Genomic DNA, 17,477 nt, shown 5'->3' on the forward strand with positions numbered 1-17,477 from the left:
TATAGCTGATTTACCAATACTTACCCTGTTTTTTAAAGGCAAAAATCAATCCTCTGGCTATGATTACCAAGTGGTTGATTAAATTTGGTAAAAAGCCAAAATGTGATTTTAACACTTGGTATCTTTCCTTCCAAGATCTTTTAAGATTTTGGACCGATGCCCCGCCCATCAAGTAGTTGCAAATAGGCGCTTCGGATTTCAGAACAAAATGACTTTTTTTCAAAACATGAATCTCCCAATCGATGTCAGAACTTAATCGATATTCCAGATTAAATAAGGGAGCAATACTGCGTTTGGCAATGAAAGCCTGATGACAAACTAACATGCCATTCTTGAAATTTCTCCAGCTTAAATGTGCAGGCAAACGATGAGGCGTCACCTCGCTGCGAAGACCCAAAGACTGTCCCTCATTATTCACGAAAACGGCTTCTCCATAGAGCACATCGGGATTCCCGGCTAGTTCTAGTAGGATGCTTTTTAAGGTAGTTGAAGAAGCAAATGTGTCCCCGGCATTTAAAAAAAGGACATATTCACCTTTGGCCCTATTTAATCCTTTATTCATTGCATCGTAAATCCCTTGGTCTTTTTCAGAAATGAATGATTGAATATGACTTTTATTAGCCTCAATTATAGCCAATGTCCGGTCTTTCGACGCCCCATCCACCACGATATACTCGATTTCCTCCGCACAGCCTTGTTCGAATACACTTTTAAATGTGCGTTCGATGTAGGCCTCAGCCTGGTAGGTGATGGTGATGATACTAAGCTTGGGCATAATAGGCGAGGTGTTGCTGGGCAACGGTGGTTTGATTGTATAATTGTAAGGCGCGTTCTCTGGATTTCAATCCTGAGGAAGTAGATTCTAGGCACCAGTTTATTCCTTTTGCCAACTCTTTTGGGTCAAATGCCTGAGCGACATACCCCGTCACTTCATGTTCAATCATTTCTGGAATTCCCCCCACTTCGAATCCGACGCAGGCCGTGCCACAAGCCATGGCTTCCATGATCGTATTGGGTAGATTTTCTTCCAAAGAAGGCGTGACAAACACATCTGCAGCGGCATAAATATCGCGCATTCGAGCTGGGTCTGAAACCTGCCCGAAATTATGCGCTTTCAAAGGTAATTCTTCCGCCATCTCTCCACCCACAATTAGAAGTTCAGTGGTAGAAGAATCCAAATACGGTAAGGCCTCTTTCAATAGATGAAACCCTTTAGCCGGTGCATTAACACGCATGGCAACGAAAAGAACATATTTCTTGTTCGGATCTAATCCTAATCCAGTAGCGTTTGGCGAAAAGAATTCCGTATCAATCGCGTTCGGGATTGTTTTAATAGAGTGACCTCCCAAAATGCTACTTTGTTTCGCCCTATTTCCTAGCCAATCACTACAGGTTATAATGTGCAGGTTTTTCGAAGCAAACCCTGTTTTCTTCGCCTCCCACATTCTATGCGAAAGATCATTTGGATTCGGATTTATTAAGAATTTGCAATCCCCACAGCTCTGCTGAAAATGTTCGCATGCACTGCTGTGATGACAACCACCTGTAAAGGCCCACATATCGTGCAAGGTCCAGAAAACAGGTTTGTTCAATCGAGTCAACGACGCGATATCGCTAACAGATAAAAAACCAAAATTCACCCAATGCAAATGCACGATATCTGCTTGTTGAATCAGCGGATGTTTCGAAATATCACTCCCAAACACACCAGGGTTAAATAAGAATCGAATTGATTTGTCTTTCTCGAAACGCAAAAAGAACAAGCGCTCTGCAATGAATTTCAACCAAGAAATCAGACCATTGCCGAATTTTAAGGCATTGGATGTATTCCCTTTTTCTCTGACGATAAAGTCCACTCGATGCCCCTCTTTTTCCAAAGCCACTTTTAATCTGCCCGCCGCAATCCCAGCCCCGCCATTGCTGTCGTGGTAGGAGAGGAGGACGATATGTAGCTTTTTAAAAGACATTAAGCAAAAATTTCAGCTAGTTGTGCCGCGATTCTTTCGGCTGCCTTACCATCCCAAAGCGGAGGAATACTTCCTTTCTTTACCTTGCCCGCCAATATCTCTTGCAAGGCAGCATAGGTTTTCTTCGGATCTAAATCAGATAATAATTGATTCGTACCTAAAGTCACCGTGATTGGACGTTCCGTCGAATCACGGAAGGTTAAACAAGGGACTTCTAAATAGGTCGTTTCCTCTTGAATTCCGCCTGAATCCGTTAAGATCGCGGTCGCATTTGACATCAATTGAATGAATTCTAAATAGCCCAAAGGTTCGGTCATAATCAAGTTTTGTGCCCGATCTAATCGCTCCGCTAAGCCAAATTTCTCCATGTGCGCCCGCGTTCTCGGGTGGATAGGGAAGATGATTTTCGTATCCTTACTGCTTAATTCGATTAATTCTAGAATGGATTCAAGCCCCTCTTTTGTGTCCACATTCGCTGGGCGGTGCATGGTCATGACGATATAATCGCCTTTAGAGACTCCAAGGTCCTCTAAGATGGTTGTTGTTTTCGCTTTCTCTTGGTAGCGCACCAGCGAGTCAATCATCACATTGCCAGAGAAGAAAACACGCTCATCTGCTACACCTTCATTTTTCAAGTGTTGCAATCCGCTTTCCTCTGTCACAAACAAATAATCTGCCACACTATCCGTTAAGATACGATTTAATTCTTCTGGCATGGTGCGATCAAAGCTGCGTAACCCTGCCTCAACGTGAGCCACTTTTATCCCCATTTTGATGGCAACTAGGGTACAGGCCAAAGTCGATGTAACATCCCCCACCACAATAATCAAGTCTGGTTTTTCAGCTGCTACGATTTTCTCAAAGGCTACCATAATCTTCGCCGTCACTTCCGTGTGGCTTCCACCACCAATTCCTAGGAAGAAATCAGGTGTCGGTAATTCCAGTTGCGTAAAAAATACATCACTCATTTTCGCGTCAAAATGCTGACCCGTATGAACGATCTTCGATGTCCATCCGGTTAACTTTTGGATCGCACGATGTAACGGTGCCACTTTCATGAAATTAGGGCGAGCGCCTACGACTTGAATTACTTTCATTATTTCTATTTATAAAATCTAATTTACAAAGTTTAGATTAGAGATAAGAGAGTAAAGAGTAGAGATATTGTTCTCTATTATCTATACTCTATAATCTCTGCTCTGCCTTCGGACTAAGCGACGAAGTCGCGACTAAGCCGCAGGCGACTAAGTCACGCAGTGACGACTAGCGCTCGTCGCTTCGCGACATCGCACCCCTAAACGCCTCCATATAATTCCCCAGCACTGAATGTATGTTAATCTCTTTCTCAATAATCTCTCTCGAGCGCTGGCCCATCTTCGTAATCATCGCTGGATTTGAAAATAGCTTTTCAATTACCTCTTGCAAACTTTCCAAAGAACCCGATTCAAAGTAATGTCCATTATATCCTTCCCGTACTAATCGTTTTTCGGTACCATCTGCCACGGAACATATGACGGGTTTGGAGAAACACATCGCCTCGTTAATGGACAATCCGCCCATGCCAGCTAAAACATAGATGCCCGATTCGCAGGTGATTTTGCCTAGTTCTTTGGGGTCATAAATACCTCCGTGAAACTGGATGAAATCGTGTCCTGAAGCCTGCGCTTTTAAAGCTTCCATCTCCGGCCCGTCACCTACAATACTTAATTCGGTCTGCGGGTATTTCGCTCGTAATGCAATGGCCGCTTCGATCAATAAATCGACCTGCTTCCATTTGACCAGTCGTCCGATATGCAAGAGTCGGAATGAATTAGCGGCAACGTCTTTTAGTTCGTTAGCCGTGGCTAATAGCGCATCGGTGTCTGGGGAATTCGCCGTGATAAATACCTTCTCCGCCGGAACGCCATAGCTTCCGTGTAAAGCAACGGCCTCATCTAAATAATTAATGTGGGCGTCTACCAGATTAGAGAAACGCTTTCTTGTTTCGCGCACGATGAAGAATTTTAATCGGGCCAAAAGAGAGGGATTCGACTGGTGCGCTTGGTTGTTTTCGGTTACCCCACCACCTTGTAAATAATAGGAGATGGCATTGTTATAATGGGGAACTTGGAAGGGGATTTCTTTGGAAATAAGCGCCACTTTGTGCTTGCGCAGGAAACGGTACCAGCCCGGATAAAAGACGAAAGAGGCCTGGTAGGGCCAGTTGACCATTAAGACGTCTGGTTTTTCTGCCAATATCAATTCCTCCAACCCGCGGAAAAACTTCTTTCCATAATAGGTCGTGTATTCCTCGCGACGGAAGACCTTGAATTCGATGCCTTTGTCCGATGTATACACCCCAGCGCCCAGTGTAGCCCCTTTTTCTGTGGGCACCACCACGCAAACCTCCACCCCATAATCGCGTTGCAATTTGTTTAGGACTAGGTTATAATAGTGAGGCAGGCCACCGGCCAGGGACATTATTTTCATTTCTTAAACCAATTAGTAACTAGCTCGCTGATGTCAGGAGATAGCTTAAATTTCGTGACAGCTAGGATAAATAATCCACCTATCGCGGCACTTCGAATTCCTACATTTAGTAGCCAAGCAATCAAAGGGCTGCCTTCGATGACCGGGATTTGGGAAACAAAAAGGTAGATTAACACACTAACGATCAGAATTCCCAGGGATCTAACATCAAACGGTTGCAAGTCTAGTTTCCACCAGATAAAGCCAAATTTCAAAACATTATAGCCCGCCAAAGCCAATAGTGATGCTAAGGCTGCCCCATTATAAGAATAAATAGGAATCAGAATTAAATTACCAACGACTAAACCCACCGCGAGAATGATGTAGAAAATGAGGTCGTAGCGGTAGTATTTGGAGTTAATCAATACCTCTGAATTCAGGCCCGTTCCCATATCGATGATCTTGCTTAAGCCCACCATTAGAACTACCCAGCGTCCTGCCTCATAGATTTCGTGGCGAGGAATAATGGTATAGATGAAGTCCAAATTACACCAGATCAACAGGAATAAAACGCAGCCGATGAGGAGGAGATTCAAGGACGATTTTTGGTAAATGTCCTGAATGTTTTCGCGGTCATTTCGGTTCCAAGCCTGCGCTAAAATAGGTGCCGCAATCGCCGCAATCACATTACGAGGGATCGAAATCATAATCGCCATCCGGGAATTAATGTCAAAAATCGCCGTCGTACTCAAACCGCCCATATAGGCTGGCAACATGATCTTTTCGATGTGCTGAATGAGCGTAAAACTCGCCCCCGCTAATATCACCCAGCCGCCATACGATAGCATTTCCTTGAAAACGGGGGTGCGTAAAAACGAAAAATCGACCTTCGTATAAAAGCGTTTCAGCTGCTTAATGTAGGCTAATAAACCCGCAACCGCCACCACATAAGAAAGCGTAATCGCTAAAATTAACTGATTGAATGTCAAATAACCCATGGCAAACGCAATCACTAAAACCCCATTCGAAACCCGCAAATACAATTCTCGGATTATCGCCGGTACCACAATACGTAAATGAACACGTGCATAGGCTTCCAGCACACTCATATAGAGGTAACTGGCCGTCAGCGGAATAATGTAATAGAAATACTGGGGTAATAAGGGTGAATTTGTGCCATAAGCCTCAAAAAAAAGCGGTTTTAAGGCTAGATACCCTAATGTAAATAGGCTAAGGCCAAATAAAGGAGCAATTAATAAAAAAGTAAAGAAACCCTTATGGCCATTCGCCGGATCATCGAAATGCGGAAAAAAACGCACCGCGATATGTGGAATTCCTAGCTGCGTAAAAGAGGCAAAAATAAGGGGAATGCTGACCAAAGCCCCGGCAATTAAGCCCACCTGCTCCTGCGAAAGAAACTTATTGTAGAGGAAGATCACGTTAAAAGTCCCAATCGCCGTACCTAAATAGGTAACGATTGAACCCTTTAAACTTTGTCGAATGACGATCCCCATGCCTTGTTTTGAATGTAATTTACAAAAATACGATTTTGCGGGGCATTCTTTATACGAGAAGACCTTTGATTTTCGCGGATAGCTTTACCACGTCATAAGCCTCCTCCATGTGTTTGCGTGCAGCGACACCAAAGGCACGCGTCAACGCAATATCAGAAGCTAACTCCTTTAAAGCAGAAGCCATCCCTTCCACATCGTGTTCATCCACCAACAATCCTGTTTTCCCCTCGATGACCGCGTCTGGAATACCGGCGTGTCTCGTAGAACAAATGGCTAATCCGCAAGCCGAAGCTTCTAAAATGGCCACTGGAGTTCCCTCGGAATCTCCACTTGGTGTTAAGACCGAATGTTGAATGAATACGTTCGATTCCTGCAATAAAGGCAAGTAATCCGATTGACCCATTGCCCCTAAGAAATGAATATGATCAGAAAGACCGTGCGTAGAAACATACGCTTTCGCTTCTTCCCAAAGAGGTCCATCGCCCACCATCCGTAATTGAGCATTGGGGAAATCGCGCAACAACATTTCAAAGGCTTGAATGCTTTTCAAGGATCCTTTTTTTTCTGCAAAACGGGCTACTGAAATGACGTTGAATCCGTCTTTGGTCATGCCTGGAGTAAATCTCGAGGTATCAACTCCACAAGGAATGACATGTAAATTAGGTAAAGGACCCGCGATTTCTTCCAAATTCGCTCGCATGGACTCGGCCACACAAATGATGGCTTTCGCCTTAGGTAAACTGAGTGCATAACGGGCACCATAAGTCGCTAAAGTCTTTTTCTCTGCTGCATCGAAGCCTAAAAAGACGACGGAATAAGGAATACCTTCTGCCAAACAAGCTTCGTAGATATTCGTCCCCAACGGACCGTAATTCGCTAAGAAGGCGTCTACTTTATGGACGCGTAAAAAGCGTCTAAGGTAATGAGTATAAATCTTTTGATAGAGAGCGGGCACCGCACGCCTTAAAACACCTCTAACAGCAAGTAAAGAAAAGGGAAAAGGATAGATAGATCCGACCGCCTTTAATCGGCTCGGTTGCCAGCCCTCGTATAGAACGTGAATGGGTTCTAATTGATTAATCTGCTCTTCGATAAAGGTCTCGGAGTACGAAAAGAAATTAGAGCGGGCAATGATTAAACGCATTCAGGGCTGATTTTTAATGCAAAACCGAAATTAGCTAAATTTTTCGGCTATTTTTACAGCAAATACGCGTCATGGAGAAAAATTTAGTCGTTGGAGGAAGTGGTTTTTTGGGCTTGAATTGGTTGGCTTATTTGCAGCAACACGGTGCAGAAAGTGAAGTTGTAGTTTTCGCACATGAAAAACCGGCTGGAGTTGAATTTCCTTCATTCGTGACGTTCGTTGAGGGCGATTATGCGGATGCACAAGCTTTGGACGACTTATTTAGTTCCCACCATTTTGATCGTGTATTCCATTTCGCCTCTTCCATTATACCTGCGATATCCTCCGAAAACATACGCCAAGACATCGAGTCTAACTTGTTGCCTACCATTGGATTGATGGAGGTGATGAAGAAGCATCGGGTGTCTAAATTGCTTTATTTGTCTACAGGAGGTGCGGTTTACGGGAATGTGACGGTAGAAAAAGTAAAAGAAGATTACCCCTGCAAGCCTATTTCATCTTACGGAATTATCAAGCTAGCGGTGGAGCATTACATCGAATTGTATGCGAAATTATACCAGATTGATTACTTGATTTTACGCTTGTCTAATCCATTCGGGGAATTTCACCGTTCGCCTAAACAAGGCGTAATTAATATTGCCGTTCGCAAGGCGCTGAAAGGAGAAGTGATGACAGTTTGGGGAGATGGGTCGCAGGCCAAAGATTATATCTACGCTGCTGACATCGGTCAGGCCATCGATGGTTTGATCAAAGCTGGTGTAAAAAACGAAACGATCAATGTGGGTTCTGGCGAATCGCTTAGCTTGAACGAGATAATAAAGCGCATTCAAGTGAAACTGCCCGCATTCGTAGTCGAATACAAAGACGCAAAGTTGACGGATGTGCAGAGAATCTGCTTAGATACATCGAAATTAGCGGCGAAAATGAACTGGAAAATCACCTCCTTCGATCAAGCCTTAGAAGCTACCATCGAATACGAAAAAGCTAGACTTTCTTAGCCACGAGCACAAAAGTGCAGGCATCTTCGTTGCGCGATTTTGCGGTGATGATCTTATCGAAAAAGATGATCAAAGGCTGCAGAATTAAGGACAATAAGAAGCGTAGCGGCTTAGGCAATTTGAACAACAAACCATCTTGGAATAATTGCAATCCCATCGCTGAGCGCCCTAATATTCCTTCGAAATAAACCACTTCGAATCCCGCTTCGGTCACAATCTTTTTCAAGCCTGTCGAAGTCCAACGCCAAAAATCTGTCGGATCCGGGTGGAACATCCAGTATCCGTGAGTGGATAAAATCAATTTTCCCTCTTTTTCTAAGATTCGATGCGCCTCTTTCAGATAGGCCTTGGGGTCCTCCACATGCTCTAATACCTGTGTGGATAAAACAAATCCGACGCTTTCCCCTGGCATATCGATAATGCCAGCTGGGTCCACTACCACATCTGCTTTGGTATTATAGGCTAAATCTAATCCGATATATTGTTCCACAAAAGGAGTGAAAAGTGGCTCGTAGGGTTTGTTGCCGCAGCCATAATCTGCCAGCAATTGATGGGGTGAATTGCGCACATACAAGGCAATTACACGCTCTAATTGCTTACGTAATTGGATGAGGTAGTAGTAGCGCGCGGACATGCGGCCCGTGATTTTGGGATATAGGCGTTCAATTCCAGCTTCTCTACTTTCCATGGGATAGTCGTTTTTGTTCGATTAATGAATTTTTGTATTCAATAAAATCTTCAGAAATACGAAGGTATTTTCTAAATAAATGAGGCTTCTTTTCTCGGTATGCAATGCGAGTTAGACCTAAATAGGCAAGTCCGCGAATGTCTTTTGTCAATCTTTCTTCAAAAGGGAAGGCGATGGATTTTAGATACCAAGACTCTGCTTTGTTCAAATCTTTTCGTTCTACTTCTTCCCGCATGCCACGTAAAGTGTAAGCAGCGCCAGTATAATAGGGCGTTTTTAGCGCTTCCATTTTTTCAATGAAGGGTTCCGCTTCTTCGAATTTTCCGGTTAAAGTAAGTAATTCTGCCCTCTGCAATAAATACCAGTGGTTATTTGGGAAGTTGTCACTGAGGATTTGGTTATAGGCCAAAGCCCGTAATGGATTCCCTTCGTATTTATTCTGAACATAACCCATGTAGAACAAACATTCGTTCTTTACAAAGGTGGTTTTTCGAGTGCCAGCTTCCAGTTGAGTTAATCCGAGACGTTTGTTGCCTTCTTGAAATAAAAACATGAACGGCTTTAGGACAGGATGTAATTCTGGGTAGGCGACGCTGTAATAATTATACATTCCAGTGGAATACAGGAATTCGGGTTGTTTGTCGGTATTCTTAAGTCCTATTTTCAAAAAACTATAGGCCTGTTTAGCATAGGAGACCACACGCATAAAGTTGTGTTGATCAGCCTCATAGGCGGCCAGGAATCCAAGGGAAGCCGTACAAAAAAAAGAGGCTTCTAAATCATTTTCATCTCTGTCAGCCATCTCTTTTCCTAATTCAAATGCTTTTTCAAGATGAGCTAAATAGTTTTTTCCTTGAGCAGGGTGATCTTTTAACGGAAAGTATTGCTGTTCCCATTGCATCGCCAGCAATAAATAGGGGGCTGGATGACGAGGGTATTTGGCTTTTAGGTTGTTAAAAATGATTGTCGATTCTTTGAAATCATATTGGTATAAATTCGTTAGGCCAGCGGTAATCTGGGCTTTGGCCGTAGGATCCTGAAGCAGTTGGGCCTTAAGTGTTGAAGAAAGAAAAAGAAGAAATAGGAGAAGGGCCCGAATCATGTGAAATGTTTACCCCGCAAATTTAGTTAAGCTCTGTGGTTTTTGGGTCGATTTTTTTACTTTTGTTTATAAACCCTAAGACATGATTTCATTCGAAGAATATACCCTCGCTAACGGCCTTAAAGTCATTGTGCACGAAGATCCGGACACGACGATGGCGGTGGTAGATGTGATCTACAATGTAGGTTCCCGGGATGAAGACGAAAACCTGACGGGTTTTGCGCATTTGTTCGAGCATTTGATGTTTGGTGGATCTGAAAACATTCCTTCCTTCGATACGCCCTTGCAAAAAGTAGGCGGCGAGAACAATGCCTTTACCACCCCAGATTTAACGAATTACTATATATCTGTTCCGGCCCAAAACATCGAAACCGCTTTTTGGCTCGAGTCGGATCGGATGAAGCAATTAGCGTTTAATACGCAAAGCCTCGAAACGCAGCGCAAAGTGGTAATAGAGGAATTCAAGCAACGTTATTTGAATCAGCCTTATGGGGATGTATGGTTGAAGTTTAGACCTTTAATATACAACAAGCATCCGTACCGTTGGCCTACGATTGGAGCTGGTATTCAGCACATCGAGGAGGCGCAGATGAGTGATGTGAAGGCTTTTTTCCAAAAGCACTACGTGCCCTCTAATGCCGTGCTTGTTGTCGCTGGAAGAGTGAAAGTCTCCGAGGTGAAAGCTTTGGCCGAAAAATGGTTCGCACCCATTCCAGCTGGCGTTAAACCGCAGCGCAATCTGCCTCAAGAGCCAGTACAAACCGAAAACCGCGCCATGGAAATCGTGGCAGATGTACCGGCGAATCGCTTGTACAAGGCTTATCCGGTGGTTGGTCGCTATGAACCCGGTTACCACGCGATTGATTTGATGGCGGACTTATTAGGTAGAGGCGAGTCTTCTTATTTATATGAACATTTAGTACAAAAGCAGCGTATTTTCGATACGATTGGGACTTACCAGACGAGTTCGATCGATCCTGGCCTCTTAATTATCCAAGGTCAGGTGAGTGATGATGTGACAATCGAGGAGGCTGAAGTAGCCTTAGAAAAGGCGATACAGGATTTTGCGACTTCGAAAATCGCTGAAAAAGACTTGCAGATGGTGAAGAACCAATCGGAGGCGAGTTTGGTTTTTGGGGAAGTGGAAGTGCTGAATCGGGCGATGAATTTAGCGATGGCCGCGAATGCGGGCGACGCGAATTTAGTCAATACGGAGGCGGAAAAGATCGCGGAAGTGCAGACGCAGGATTTGGAAAAATGGGCTCAGCGCTTGTTTATCCAAGGAAAATCGAATACCTTAAAGTATAAAAAAATAGCCAAATGAAAATTCGCGTAGGACAAGGGTACGATGTGCATCGCTGGGTAGAAGGACGTCCTTGTATCCTGGGTGGTGTGGAGATTCCATCAGAGAAAGGGCCTTTAGGTCATTCAGATGCGGATGTTGTTTGTCACGTATTGTGCGACGCCTTGTTAGGCGCCGCGAATATGCGCAATATTGGCTACCATTTTTCAGATAAAGACCCGATGTGGAAGGGAGTTGCCTCGACGCTTTTATTGAAAAAAGTGATGGAGATGATCCGCGAGGCAGGCTGGGAATTAGCGAATGCAGATGTGACGGTGATCTTAGATCAACCGAAACTTAATCCAATTATTCCAGCGATTAAAGATAATTTAGCCTTAGTGATGGGAGTGGATGTGGACCAAATTTCGGTCAAAGCAACCACCTCCGAAGGATTAGGATTTGTAGGAAGAGCAGAAGGAATCTCGGCGATGGCCGTGGCCCTTATTCAGAAAGATTAAGATGCAGATAGATTTAGAAAAGGAACGTTTAGAGATTTTGAAACGCTACCGCAAATTATTGCGGACTGCGAAGCCTTTTTTAAAGGACGATGACGCGAAGCAAATCAAGAAAGCCTTCTTGATTTCTGCGGAAGCACATAAGGAAATGCGCCGCAAATCCGGCGAACCTTACATTTACCATCCGTTAGCTGTCGCCCAAATCTGTGTAGAGGAAATTGGTTTAGGAACTACGTCGATTATTTCCGCTTTATTACATGATGTGGTGGAGGATACGGATACGACTTTGGCCGATATCGAAAAACAATTCAATCCCAAAATCGCTTCGATCATCGATGGCCTGACGAAAATCGCTGGCACCTTCGAATACGGAACTTCGCAACAAGCGGAAAATTTCCGGAAGATGCTATTGACTCTATCGGATGATATTCGGGTGATTTTGATCAAACTCGCGGATCGTCTGCATAACATGCGGACGCTGACGAGTATGGCGAAAGAGAAGCAGATGAAGATTGCTTCGGAGACGATTTATTTATATGCGCCTCTAGCCCACCGCTTAGGTCTGAATGCGATTAAATCCGAATTAGAAGACTTAGGTTTAAAGCATACGGAGCCGGTTGCCTACAAAGAAATCGCGGATAAATTAGCTGAAAATAAGCGAAGCAGAGAAGGTTTCGTGGAAAATTTCATTAAGCCGATTAAGAAAACCTTAGACGAGCGCGGATTAAATTATACGATCAAAGGCCGCCCCAAATCCATCTTTTCCATTTACAATAAAATCAAAAAAGGCAACACACCTTTTGAGAAAATATATGATCTTTTTGCGGTGCGTGTCGTTTTAGACGTCCCCGTTGATAGGGAAAAATCAGACTGTTGGGAAGTGTATTCCGTAGTGACGGATCATTACCGCCCTAATCCGAGTCGCTTGAAGGACTGGGTTTCGACGCCTAAATCGAACGGTTACGAGTCTCTTCACACGACGGTGATGAGTATGCCATTTGCCCAAGATCGAGAGGGCCGATGGGTGGAGGTGCAGATTCGCTCGAAACGCATGGACGAGATTGCAGAGAAAGGGGTAGCTGCTCACTTTAAATACAAAGGAACGGACACGCGGACAAGCGAGGCGTTTGAATCTTGGTTATCCCAGGTGCGGGAGGCCATTGAGGCGAATGATAAGAGTCAGTCTGCGGTGGAATTAGTGGAGGACATCAAGAACTCGCTTTACCACGAGGAGGTTTTTGTCTTTAGTCCGAAAGGGAAGTTGATCGTCTTGCAATCTGGAGCTACGGCTTTGGACTTCGCCTTCGAGATTCACTCGGAGGTAGGTGCCCGTTGTATAGGTGCCAAAGTAGGCGGAAAACTCGTTCCCTTATCCCATAAATTACAGAATGGAGATCAGATCGAAATCCTAACCTCTTCGAAGCAAAAACCATCGGAAGACTGGTTGCGCATCGTGTTTACGACCAAGGCTAAAGCACGCATTAAGGACTTTATTAAAGAAGAGAATAAATCACATATCATCAAGGGGCGCGATTTAATTGAACATCGCTTGAAGCATTTAGGCTTTCCGATGTTAACCCTGGAGATTACGAACCAGTTGCGGGCTTATTTTAATGCCAAAGATGCGAACGATTTGTTTTATCGTTTTGGCAAAACTTACATCAACATCGACCAGCTCAAGCACTGGAAGCTGGACCGTGAATTACACGAGCGGAAGCAGGCTGAGAAATCGATTCAAGCGCCTATCGTAGATAGCAAATCCTTTAGAAAGGAGATGCAGCAATACCACAAGGAGCGCAAGGAATCGGATACGCTGCTGATTGGTGAAGATATGGATAAGGTGGATTATACCTTAGCTAAATGTTGTAACCCCATTTCTGGTGATGAAGTATTCGGTTTTGTGACCATTAATGAGGGGATCAAAATTCACCGTGCGGCTTGCCCTAACTCTCCAGAATTACTTTCACGTCATGGAGATCGGGTCATTAAGGCACAATGGACTTCTCAAATTGCGATGTCATTCGTCGTGGATCTGATCATCCGAGGAATTGACCGCGTGGGTCTTGTAAATGATGTGACTCGTTTGATTTCAGAGAAGCTTCAAGTAAATATAACGGGTCTGAATATTGGGGTGAAAGATGGACTATTTGAGGGTCAAATATCACTTATGGTACAAGACACCGATCACCTCGATAGCTTAAGCGCAGAAATGGAACAAGTTCCGGGCGTAATTGAAGTGGAGCGAAAAGTTTCTTAGTTTTTGTCCGTTATTTTTGCTTATTTTACGTCGTTTTTTTTCCATAAATGTCCCAAGAATTAGATAAACTAGATTCAGTAAAAAAGATCTTCACTGCCTACCTGGAAAACAAGGGTTTGCGGAAGACTCCGGAGCGCTTTGCGATCCTGGAAGAGATCTATTTACGGGACGATCACTTTGATGTGGAGGAGTTATACATCTCCATGAAAAACAAGAAATACCAAGTCTCCAGGGCTACCGTTTACAATACGCTTGATGTGTTAGTGGAATGCGATTTAGTGGTGAAACACCAGTTTGGTCGCAACCAGGCACAATTTGAGAAGTCTTATGGACGTCGTCAACACGATCATTTAATATGTACCGATTGCCACAAAGTCACAGAATTTTGTGATCCTCGAGTACAAACCATCCAAAGTTTAGTAGGCGAAATGCTGCAATTTAATGTGATGCACCATTCCCTTATTTTTTACGGTTCTTGTACGAACAAGAATTGTGAACACAGAGCAAATTACCAAGCAAGAAATCAAGAATAAAACAATATTATGGCAGTTGATGTATTATTAGGCTTACAATGGGGTGATGAGGGAAAAGGAAAGATCGTAGACGTTCTCGCACCCAAGTATCAAGTAGTTGCGCGTTTTCAAGGCGGACCTAACGCAGGTCACACCTTAGAATTCGACGGATTTAAGCACGTTTTGCATCAAATTCCCTCTGGAATTTTCCGCCAAGAAGTTCAGAATATCATCGGTAACGGAGTTGTTTTGGATCCCATTATCTTCAAAAAAGAGATCGACGGTTTAGCACATTTCAATTTAGACTTGCGCAAGAACTTAGAGATTTCGAAGAAGGCATCGATCATCTTGCCTACGCACCGTTTATTGGATGCGGCATACGAAAAGGCAAAAGGGGAGGCAAAAATCGGATCTACATTGAAAGGAATTGGACCTACTTACACGGATAAAATCTCGCGTCAGGGATTACGTGTAGGGGATATGATTTCGCCTGATTTTTCTGCCAAATACAACGCATTAGTCGATCGCCACAAAGCGATTTTGGACGTATATAAATTCGAATACGATTTAGCGGCAGCGGAGAAGGAATTCTTCGAAGCCGTTGCTTTCATGAAAGAATTCCACTTAGTGGATTCAGAATATTCTGTGAACCACGCCATCAACGCAGGGAAAACGATCCTAGCGGAAGGTGCTCAAGGTTCTTTATTGGACGTAGACTTCGGATCATATCCTTTTGTTACTTCATCGAATACGATCACTGCAGGTGCTTGTACGGGATTAGGTGTAGCGCCTAAAAACATCGGTGAGGTTTTCGGTATCTTCAAAGCATACGCGACTCGCGTAGGTTCTGGTCCATTCCCAACCGAATTAGAAGATGAAGTAGGGGAGCGTATGCGCGTAGAAGGTCGTGAGTTTGGTTCTACGACAGGTCGTCCACGCCGTTGTGGTTGGATTGATTTGCCAGCTTTGAAATACGCGATGATGATTAATGGGGTAACTCAATTAATTATGATGAAGGCGGATGTCTTGAATATTTTTGACGAGATTCAAGTGTGTACGGCTTACGAAATGCCAGACGGTTCGATTACAGACCAAATCCCTTTCGAAATCACCGATATCAAAGTGAAGCCAGTGTACGAAACCTTAAAAGGTTGGGCTTGCAGCTTAGAAGGCATGCGCGATTTCAACGAATTGCCAGTGGAGCTAGCGGATTACATCAAATTCTTAGAAAAACACTTGAACCTACCTATTAACTTCATCTCGACAGGTCCAGATCGCGAGGCATGTGTGTTAAGAGGTTCATTAGCATAAATCATCAAAATGGAGGGGATTTCAGTAGCTGATTTATACAAGTTCGACGAGATCTACTGGGTCCCGCAGGATAAGTCGGAGGCACAGCTAGCGGAATCTCCTGCTGTTGAAGTTGTAGCTGACACCATAGCGGAAGTAAAACCGAAGGTATCCACTACTTGGGTCGTAGTAGGCCAAATCGCAGAAGCCGAACTTTCCCGTCTCAAACTTATTTTCTCTGCTCCTCCATTAGTGTTAGGACCCGCCGATTGGTCTGTCTACACTCCAACGGACGAAGAACCAAGCTTCACCGAATTCTTGAAAGAGACGAGCGCAAAACGCTATATTTTTATCGGTCAACAGCCGGCTGTTTGGCAAGGGGAGTTACCTACCACCGAAATCGATACGATTGAATCTAAATTAGTCTATTTCTTCCCGCGTTATATTTCGTCGCTGACAGATGCGGAGAAGACGCTGAAGATGGCGTTTTGGAATGCACTGAAGGAAATGAAAGGGTAGTCACGACTGCGTCCTAGTCATCCTTCGGATTTAGTCATCGCTTCGCGATTTAGTCGGCGCGATGCGCCTTGGTCACGACTAAGCTGAGTAGAAGCGACCCTTTGACTAAGCGACGAAGTCGCGACTCAGCCGTAGGCGACTAAATCGCACAGCGATGACTTTTTGACTAAATCGCGTAGCGATGACTCAGTCACGTAGTGACGACTATACGAGCGGCTTTGCCGCGAGCTCATACCTCGCCAACGGACTCACATCTTGACCACAAAATTCCCCTGCTTCTGCCTTAAAATGTCCTGCCATGGCGATCATGCCCGCGTTATCGGTGCAATAGCTGAAGGCTGGAATGAAAACTTCCCAACCTAGTTCGGTACCTAATTCTTGTAGTCGAGTGCGTAAACCCGAATTAGCGGAGACGCCACCGGCGATGGCGATTTGGGTGCAGTTCATTTCTTTCATCGCCTTTTTCGTTTTACGAAGAAGCATATCGATAAGCGATTTTTGAACGGAGGCGCAGATGTCCGCTTTGTTTTCTTCGATGAAGTTGGGGTTGTTTTTGACTTCTTTTTGGAGGAAGTACAGGATGGCTGTTTTGATGCCGGAGAAGCTAAAGTTGAGGCCGGGCATTTCACCTAATGAGAAGGGGAAGCGGTCCGGGTTACCTTCTTTGGCTAACTTATCAATCAATGGACCACCTGGATAAGGTAGTCCAATCAGTTTTGCTGTTTTGTCAAAAGCCTCGCCCACGGCATCGTCCTGTGTTTCGCCAATAACCTCCATGTCAAGTGCCGATTTTACCCAAACCAATTGCGTATGTCCGCCACTCACGGTCAGGCAAAGGAAGGGAAAAGAGGGCTTGGGATCTTCAATAAAATGTGCCAACACGTGCGCCTGCATATGATTCACCTCGATTAACGGGATGTTCAGACTCAAGGCCAAGGACTTCGCAAATGAGGTGCCGATTAATAAAGCTCCTAAAAGCCCAGGGCCCCTTGTGAAGGCAATGGCATTCAGTTCATTTTTGTTTATATTTGCTTTTTGCAGGGCCTCTGTCACGACAGGGATGATCGATTTTTGATGAGCTCTGCTGGCTAATTCGGGAACGACGCCACCCCATTCCGTGTGGATGAGTTGTGTCGAGATGATGTTAGACTTCAAAACGCCGTCCACCATAACAGCAGCCGAAGTTTCATCGCAAGAAGATTCAATAGCCAGTAGCTTCATAAAAATAGAATTCTGCGCAA

At 44.3% G+C, this 17,477-nt stretch carries 16 protein-coding genes; 7 read left to right on the forward strand and 9 right to left on the reverse strand.

The genetic code is table 11. The features are described 5' to 3' along the window. Window positions 1-10: 10 nt before the first annotated feature. The 6 genes from G9X62_RS02570 to G9X62_RS02595 all read right to left on the reverse strand — a co-directional run bounded on the left by G9X62_RS02570 (window position 11) and on the right by G9X62_RS02595 (window position 7,073). A complete protein-coding gene (locus G9X62_RS02570; protein WP_223131250.1) occupies window positions 11-775 on the reverse strand; it encodes a glycosyltransferase family 2 protein in 765 nt (254 codons plus the stop codon). Next, window positions 762-1,967: a glycosyltransferase gene (locus tag G9X62_RS02575; RefSeq protein WP_223131251.1), complete on the reverse strand. Its 1,206-nt coding sequence runs from the start codon at window positions 1,965-1,967 to the stop codon at window positions 762-764. Before G9X62_RS02575 ends, G9X62_RS02570 begins: the two co-directional genes overlap by 14 nt. Next, window positions 1,967-3,064 (reverse strand): non-hydrolyzing UDP-N-acetylglucosamine 2-epimerase, encoded by a 1,098-nt coding sequence (gene wecB / locus G9X62_RS02580; RefSeq protein WP_223131252.1) that lies wholly within the window; start codon window positions 3,062-3,064, stop codon window positions 1,967-1,969. The genes G9X62_RS02575 and wecB overlap by 1 nt, the downstream gene beginning before the upstream one ends. A gap of 166 nt (window positions 3,065-3,230) precedes the next feature. Further along, on the reverse strand, window positions 3,231-4,436 hold the full coding sequence (locus G9X62_RS02585; RefSeq protein WP_223131253.1) for a glycosyltransferase family 4 protein: 1,206 nt from the start codon (window positions 4,434-4,436) through the stop codon (window positions 3,231-3,233). Beyond that, window positions 4,433-5,929 carry a lipopolysaccharide biosynthesis protein gene (locus G9X62_RS02590; RefSeq protein WP_223131254.1) on the reverse strand — a complete coding sequence of 499 codons (1,497 nt, stop codon included), beginning with the start codon at window positions 5,927-5,929 and terminating at the stop codon, window positions 4,433-4,435. The genes G9X62_RS02585 and G9X62_RS02590 overlap by 4 nt, the downstream gene beginning before the upstream one ends. 49 nt (window positions 5,930-5,978) lie before the next feature. Further along, window positions 5,979-7,073 (reverse strand): glycosyltransferase, encoded by a 1,095-nt coding sequence (locus tag G9X62_RS02595; RefSeq protein WP_223131255.1) that lies wholly within the window; start codon window positions 7,071-7,073, stop codon window positions 5,979-5,981. 71 nt (window positions 7,074-7,144) lie between these two features. On the opposite strand from G9X62_RS02595, the gene G9X62_RS02600 reads away from it, so the two are divergent. After that, a complete protein-coding gene (locus G9X62_RS02600; RefSeq protein ID WP_223131256.1) occupies window positions 7,145-8,071 on the forward strand; it encodes an NAD-dependent epimerase/dehydratase family protein in 927 nt (308 codons plus the stop codon). Here G9X62_RS02600 and G9X62_RS02605 read toward each other — a convergent pair. Together G9X62_RS02605 and G9X62_RS02610 are read right to left on the reverse strand one after the other, a co-directional pair. Next, a complete protein-coding gene (locus G9X62_RS02605; RefSeq protein WP_223131257.1) occupies window positions 8,058-8,759 on the reverse strand; it encodes a class I SAM-dependent methyltransferase in 702 nt (233 codons plus the stop codon). The two genes, G9X62_RS02600 and G9X62_RS02605, sit on opposite strands and share 14 nt — an antisense overlap. After that, window positions 8,749-9,861: a hypothetical protein gene (locus G9X62_RS02610; RefSeq protein WP_223131258.1), complete on the reverse strand. Its 1,113-nt coding sequence runs from the start codon at window positions 9,859-9,861 to the stop codon at window positions 8,749-8,751. The genes G9X62_RS02605 and G9X62_RS02610 overlap by 11 nt, the downstream gene beginning before the upstream one ends. Before the next feature lie 82 nt (window positions 9,862-9,943). Here G9X62_RS02610 and G9X62_RS02615 point away from each other — a divergent pair, with 82 nt between their 5' ends. From G9X62_RS02615 to G9X62_RS02640, 6 genes are read left to right on the forward strand one after another with little or no spacing between them, the layout of a single operon-like run. Next, window positions 9,944-11,185, forward strand: a complete 1,242-nt coding sequence (locus G9X62_RS02615) for a M16 family metallopeptidase (RefSeq protein WP_223131259.1) — start codon at window positions 9,944-9,946, stop codon at window positions 11,183-11,185. Further along, on the forward strand, window positions 11,182-11,661 hold the full coding sequence (ispF, locus tag G9X62_RS02620; RefSeq protein WP_223131260.1) for a 2-C-methyl-D-erythritol 2,4-cyclodiphosphate synthase: 480 nt from the start codon (window positions 11,182-11,184) through the stop codon (window positions 11,659-11,661). The genes G9X62_RS02615 and ispF overlap by 4 nt, the downstream gene beginning before the upstream one ends. Window position 11,662: 1 nt before the next feature. Next, window positions 11,663-13,915 carry a RelA/SpoT family protein gene (locus G9X62_RS02625; protein ID WP_223131261.1) on the forward strand — a complete coding sequence of 751 codons (2,253 nt, stop codon included), beginning with the start codon at window positions 11,663-11,665 and terminating at the stop codon, window positions 13,913-13,915. A gap of 47 nt (window positions 13,916-13,962) precedes the next feature. Beyond that, entirely contained in the window at window positions 13,963-14,448 is a 486-nt protein-coding gene (locus G9X62_RS02630; protein ID WP_130895069.1) for a Fur family transcriptional regulator, read from the forward strand. Window positions 14,449-14,457: 9 nt separating this feature from the next. Next, a complete protein-coding gene (locus tag G9X62_RS02635) occupies window positions 14,458-15,738 on the forward strand; it encodes an adenylosuccinate synthase (RefSeq protein WP_223131262.1) in 1,281 nt (426 codons plus the stop codon). Between the two features lie 9 nt (window positions 15,739-15,747). Beyond that, window positions 15,748-16,236: a hypothetical protein gene (locus tag G9X62_RS02640; protein WP_223131263.1), complete on the forward strand. Its 489-nt coding sequence runs from the start codon at window positions 15,748-15,750 to the stop codon at window positions 16,234-16,236. A 204-nt stretch (window positions 16,237-16,440) separates the two neighbouring features. Here G9X62_RS02640 and tsaD read toward each other — a convergent pair whose 3' ends face one another. Beyond that, a complete protein-coding gene (gene tsaD / locus G9X62_RS02645) occupies window positions 16,441-17,457 on the reverse strand; it encodes a tRNA (adenosine(37)-N6)-threonylcarbamoyltransferase complex transferase subunit TsaD (protein ID WP_223131264.1) in 1,017 nt (338 codons plus the stop codon). Between the last annotated feature and the right edge of the window lie 20 nt (window positions 17,458-17,477).

Source organism: Aquirufa lenticrescens, assembly GCF_019916085.1.
In the GTDB taxonomy this organism is placed as follows: domain Bacteria; phylum Bacteroidota; class Bacteroidia; order Cytophagales; family Spirosomataceae; genus Aquirufa; species Aquirufa lenticrescens.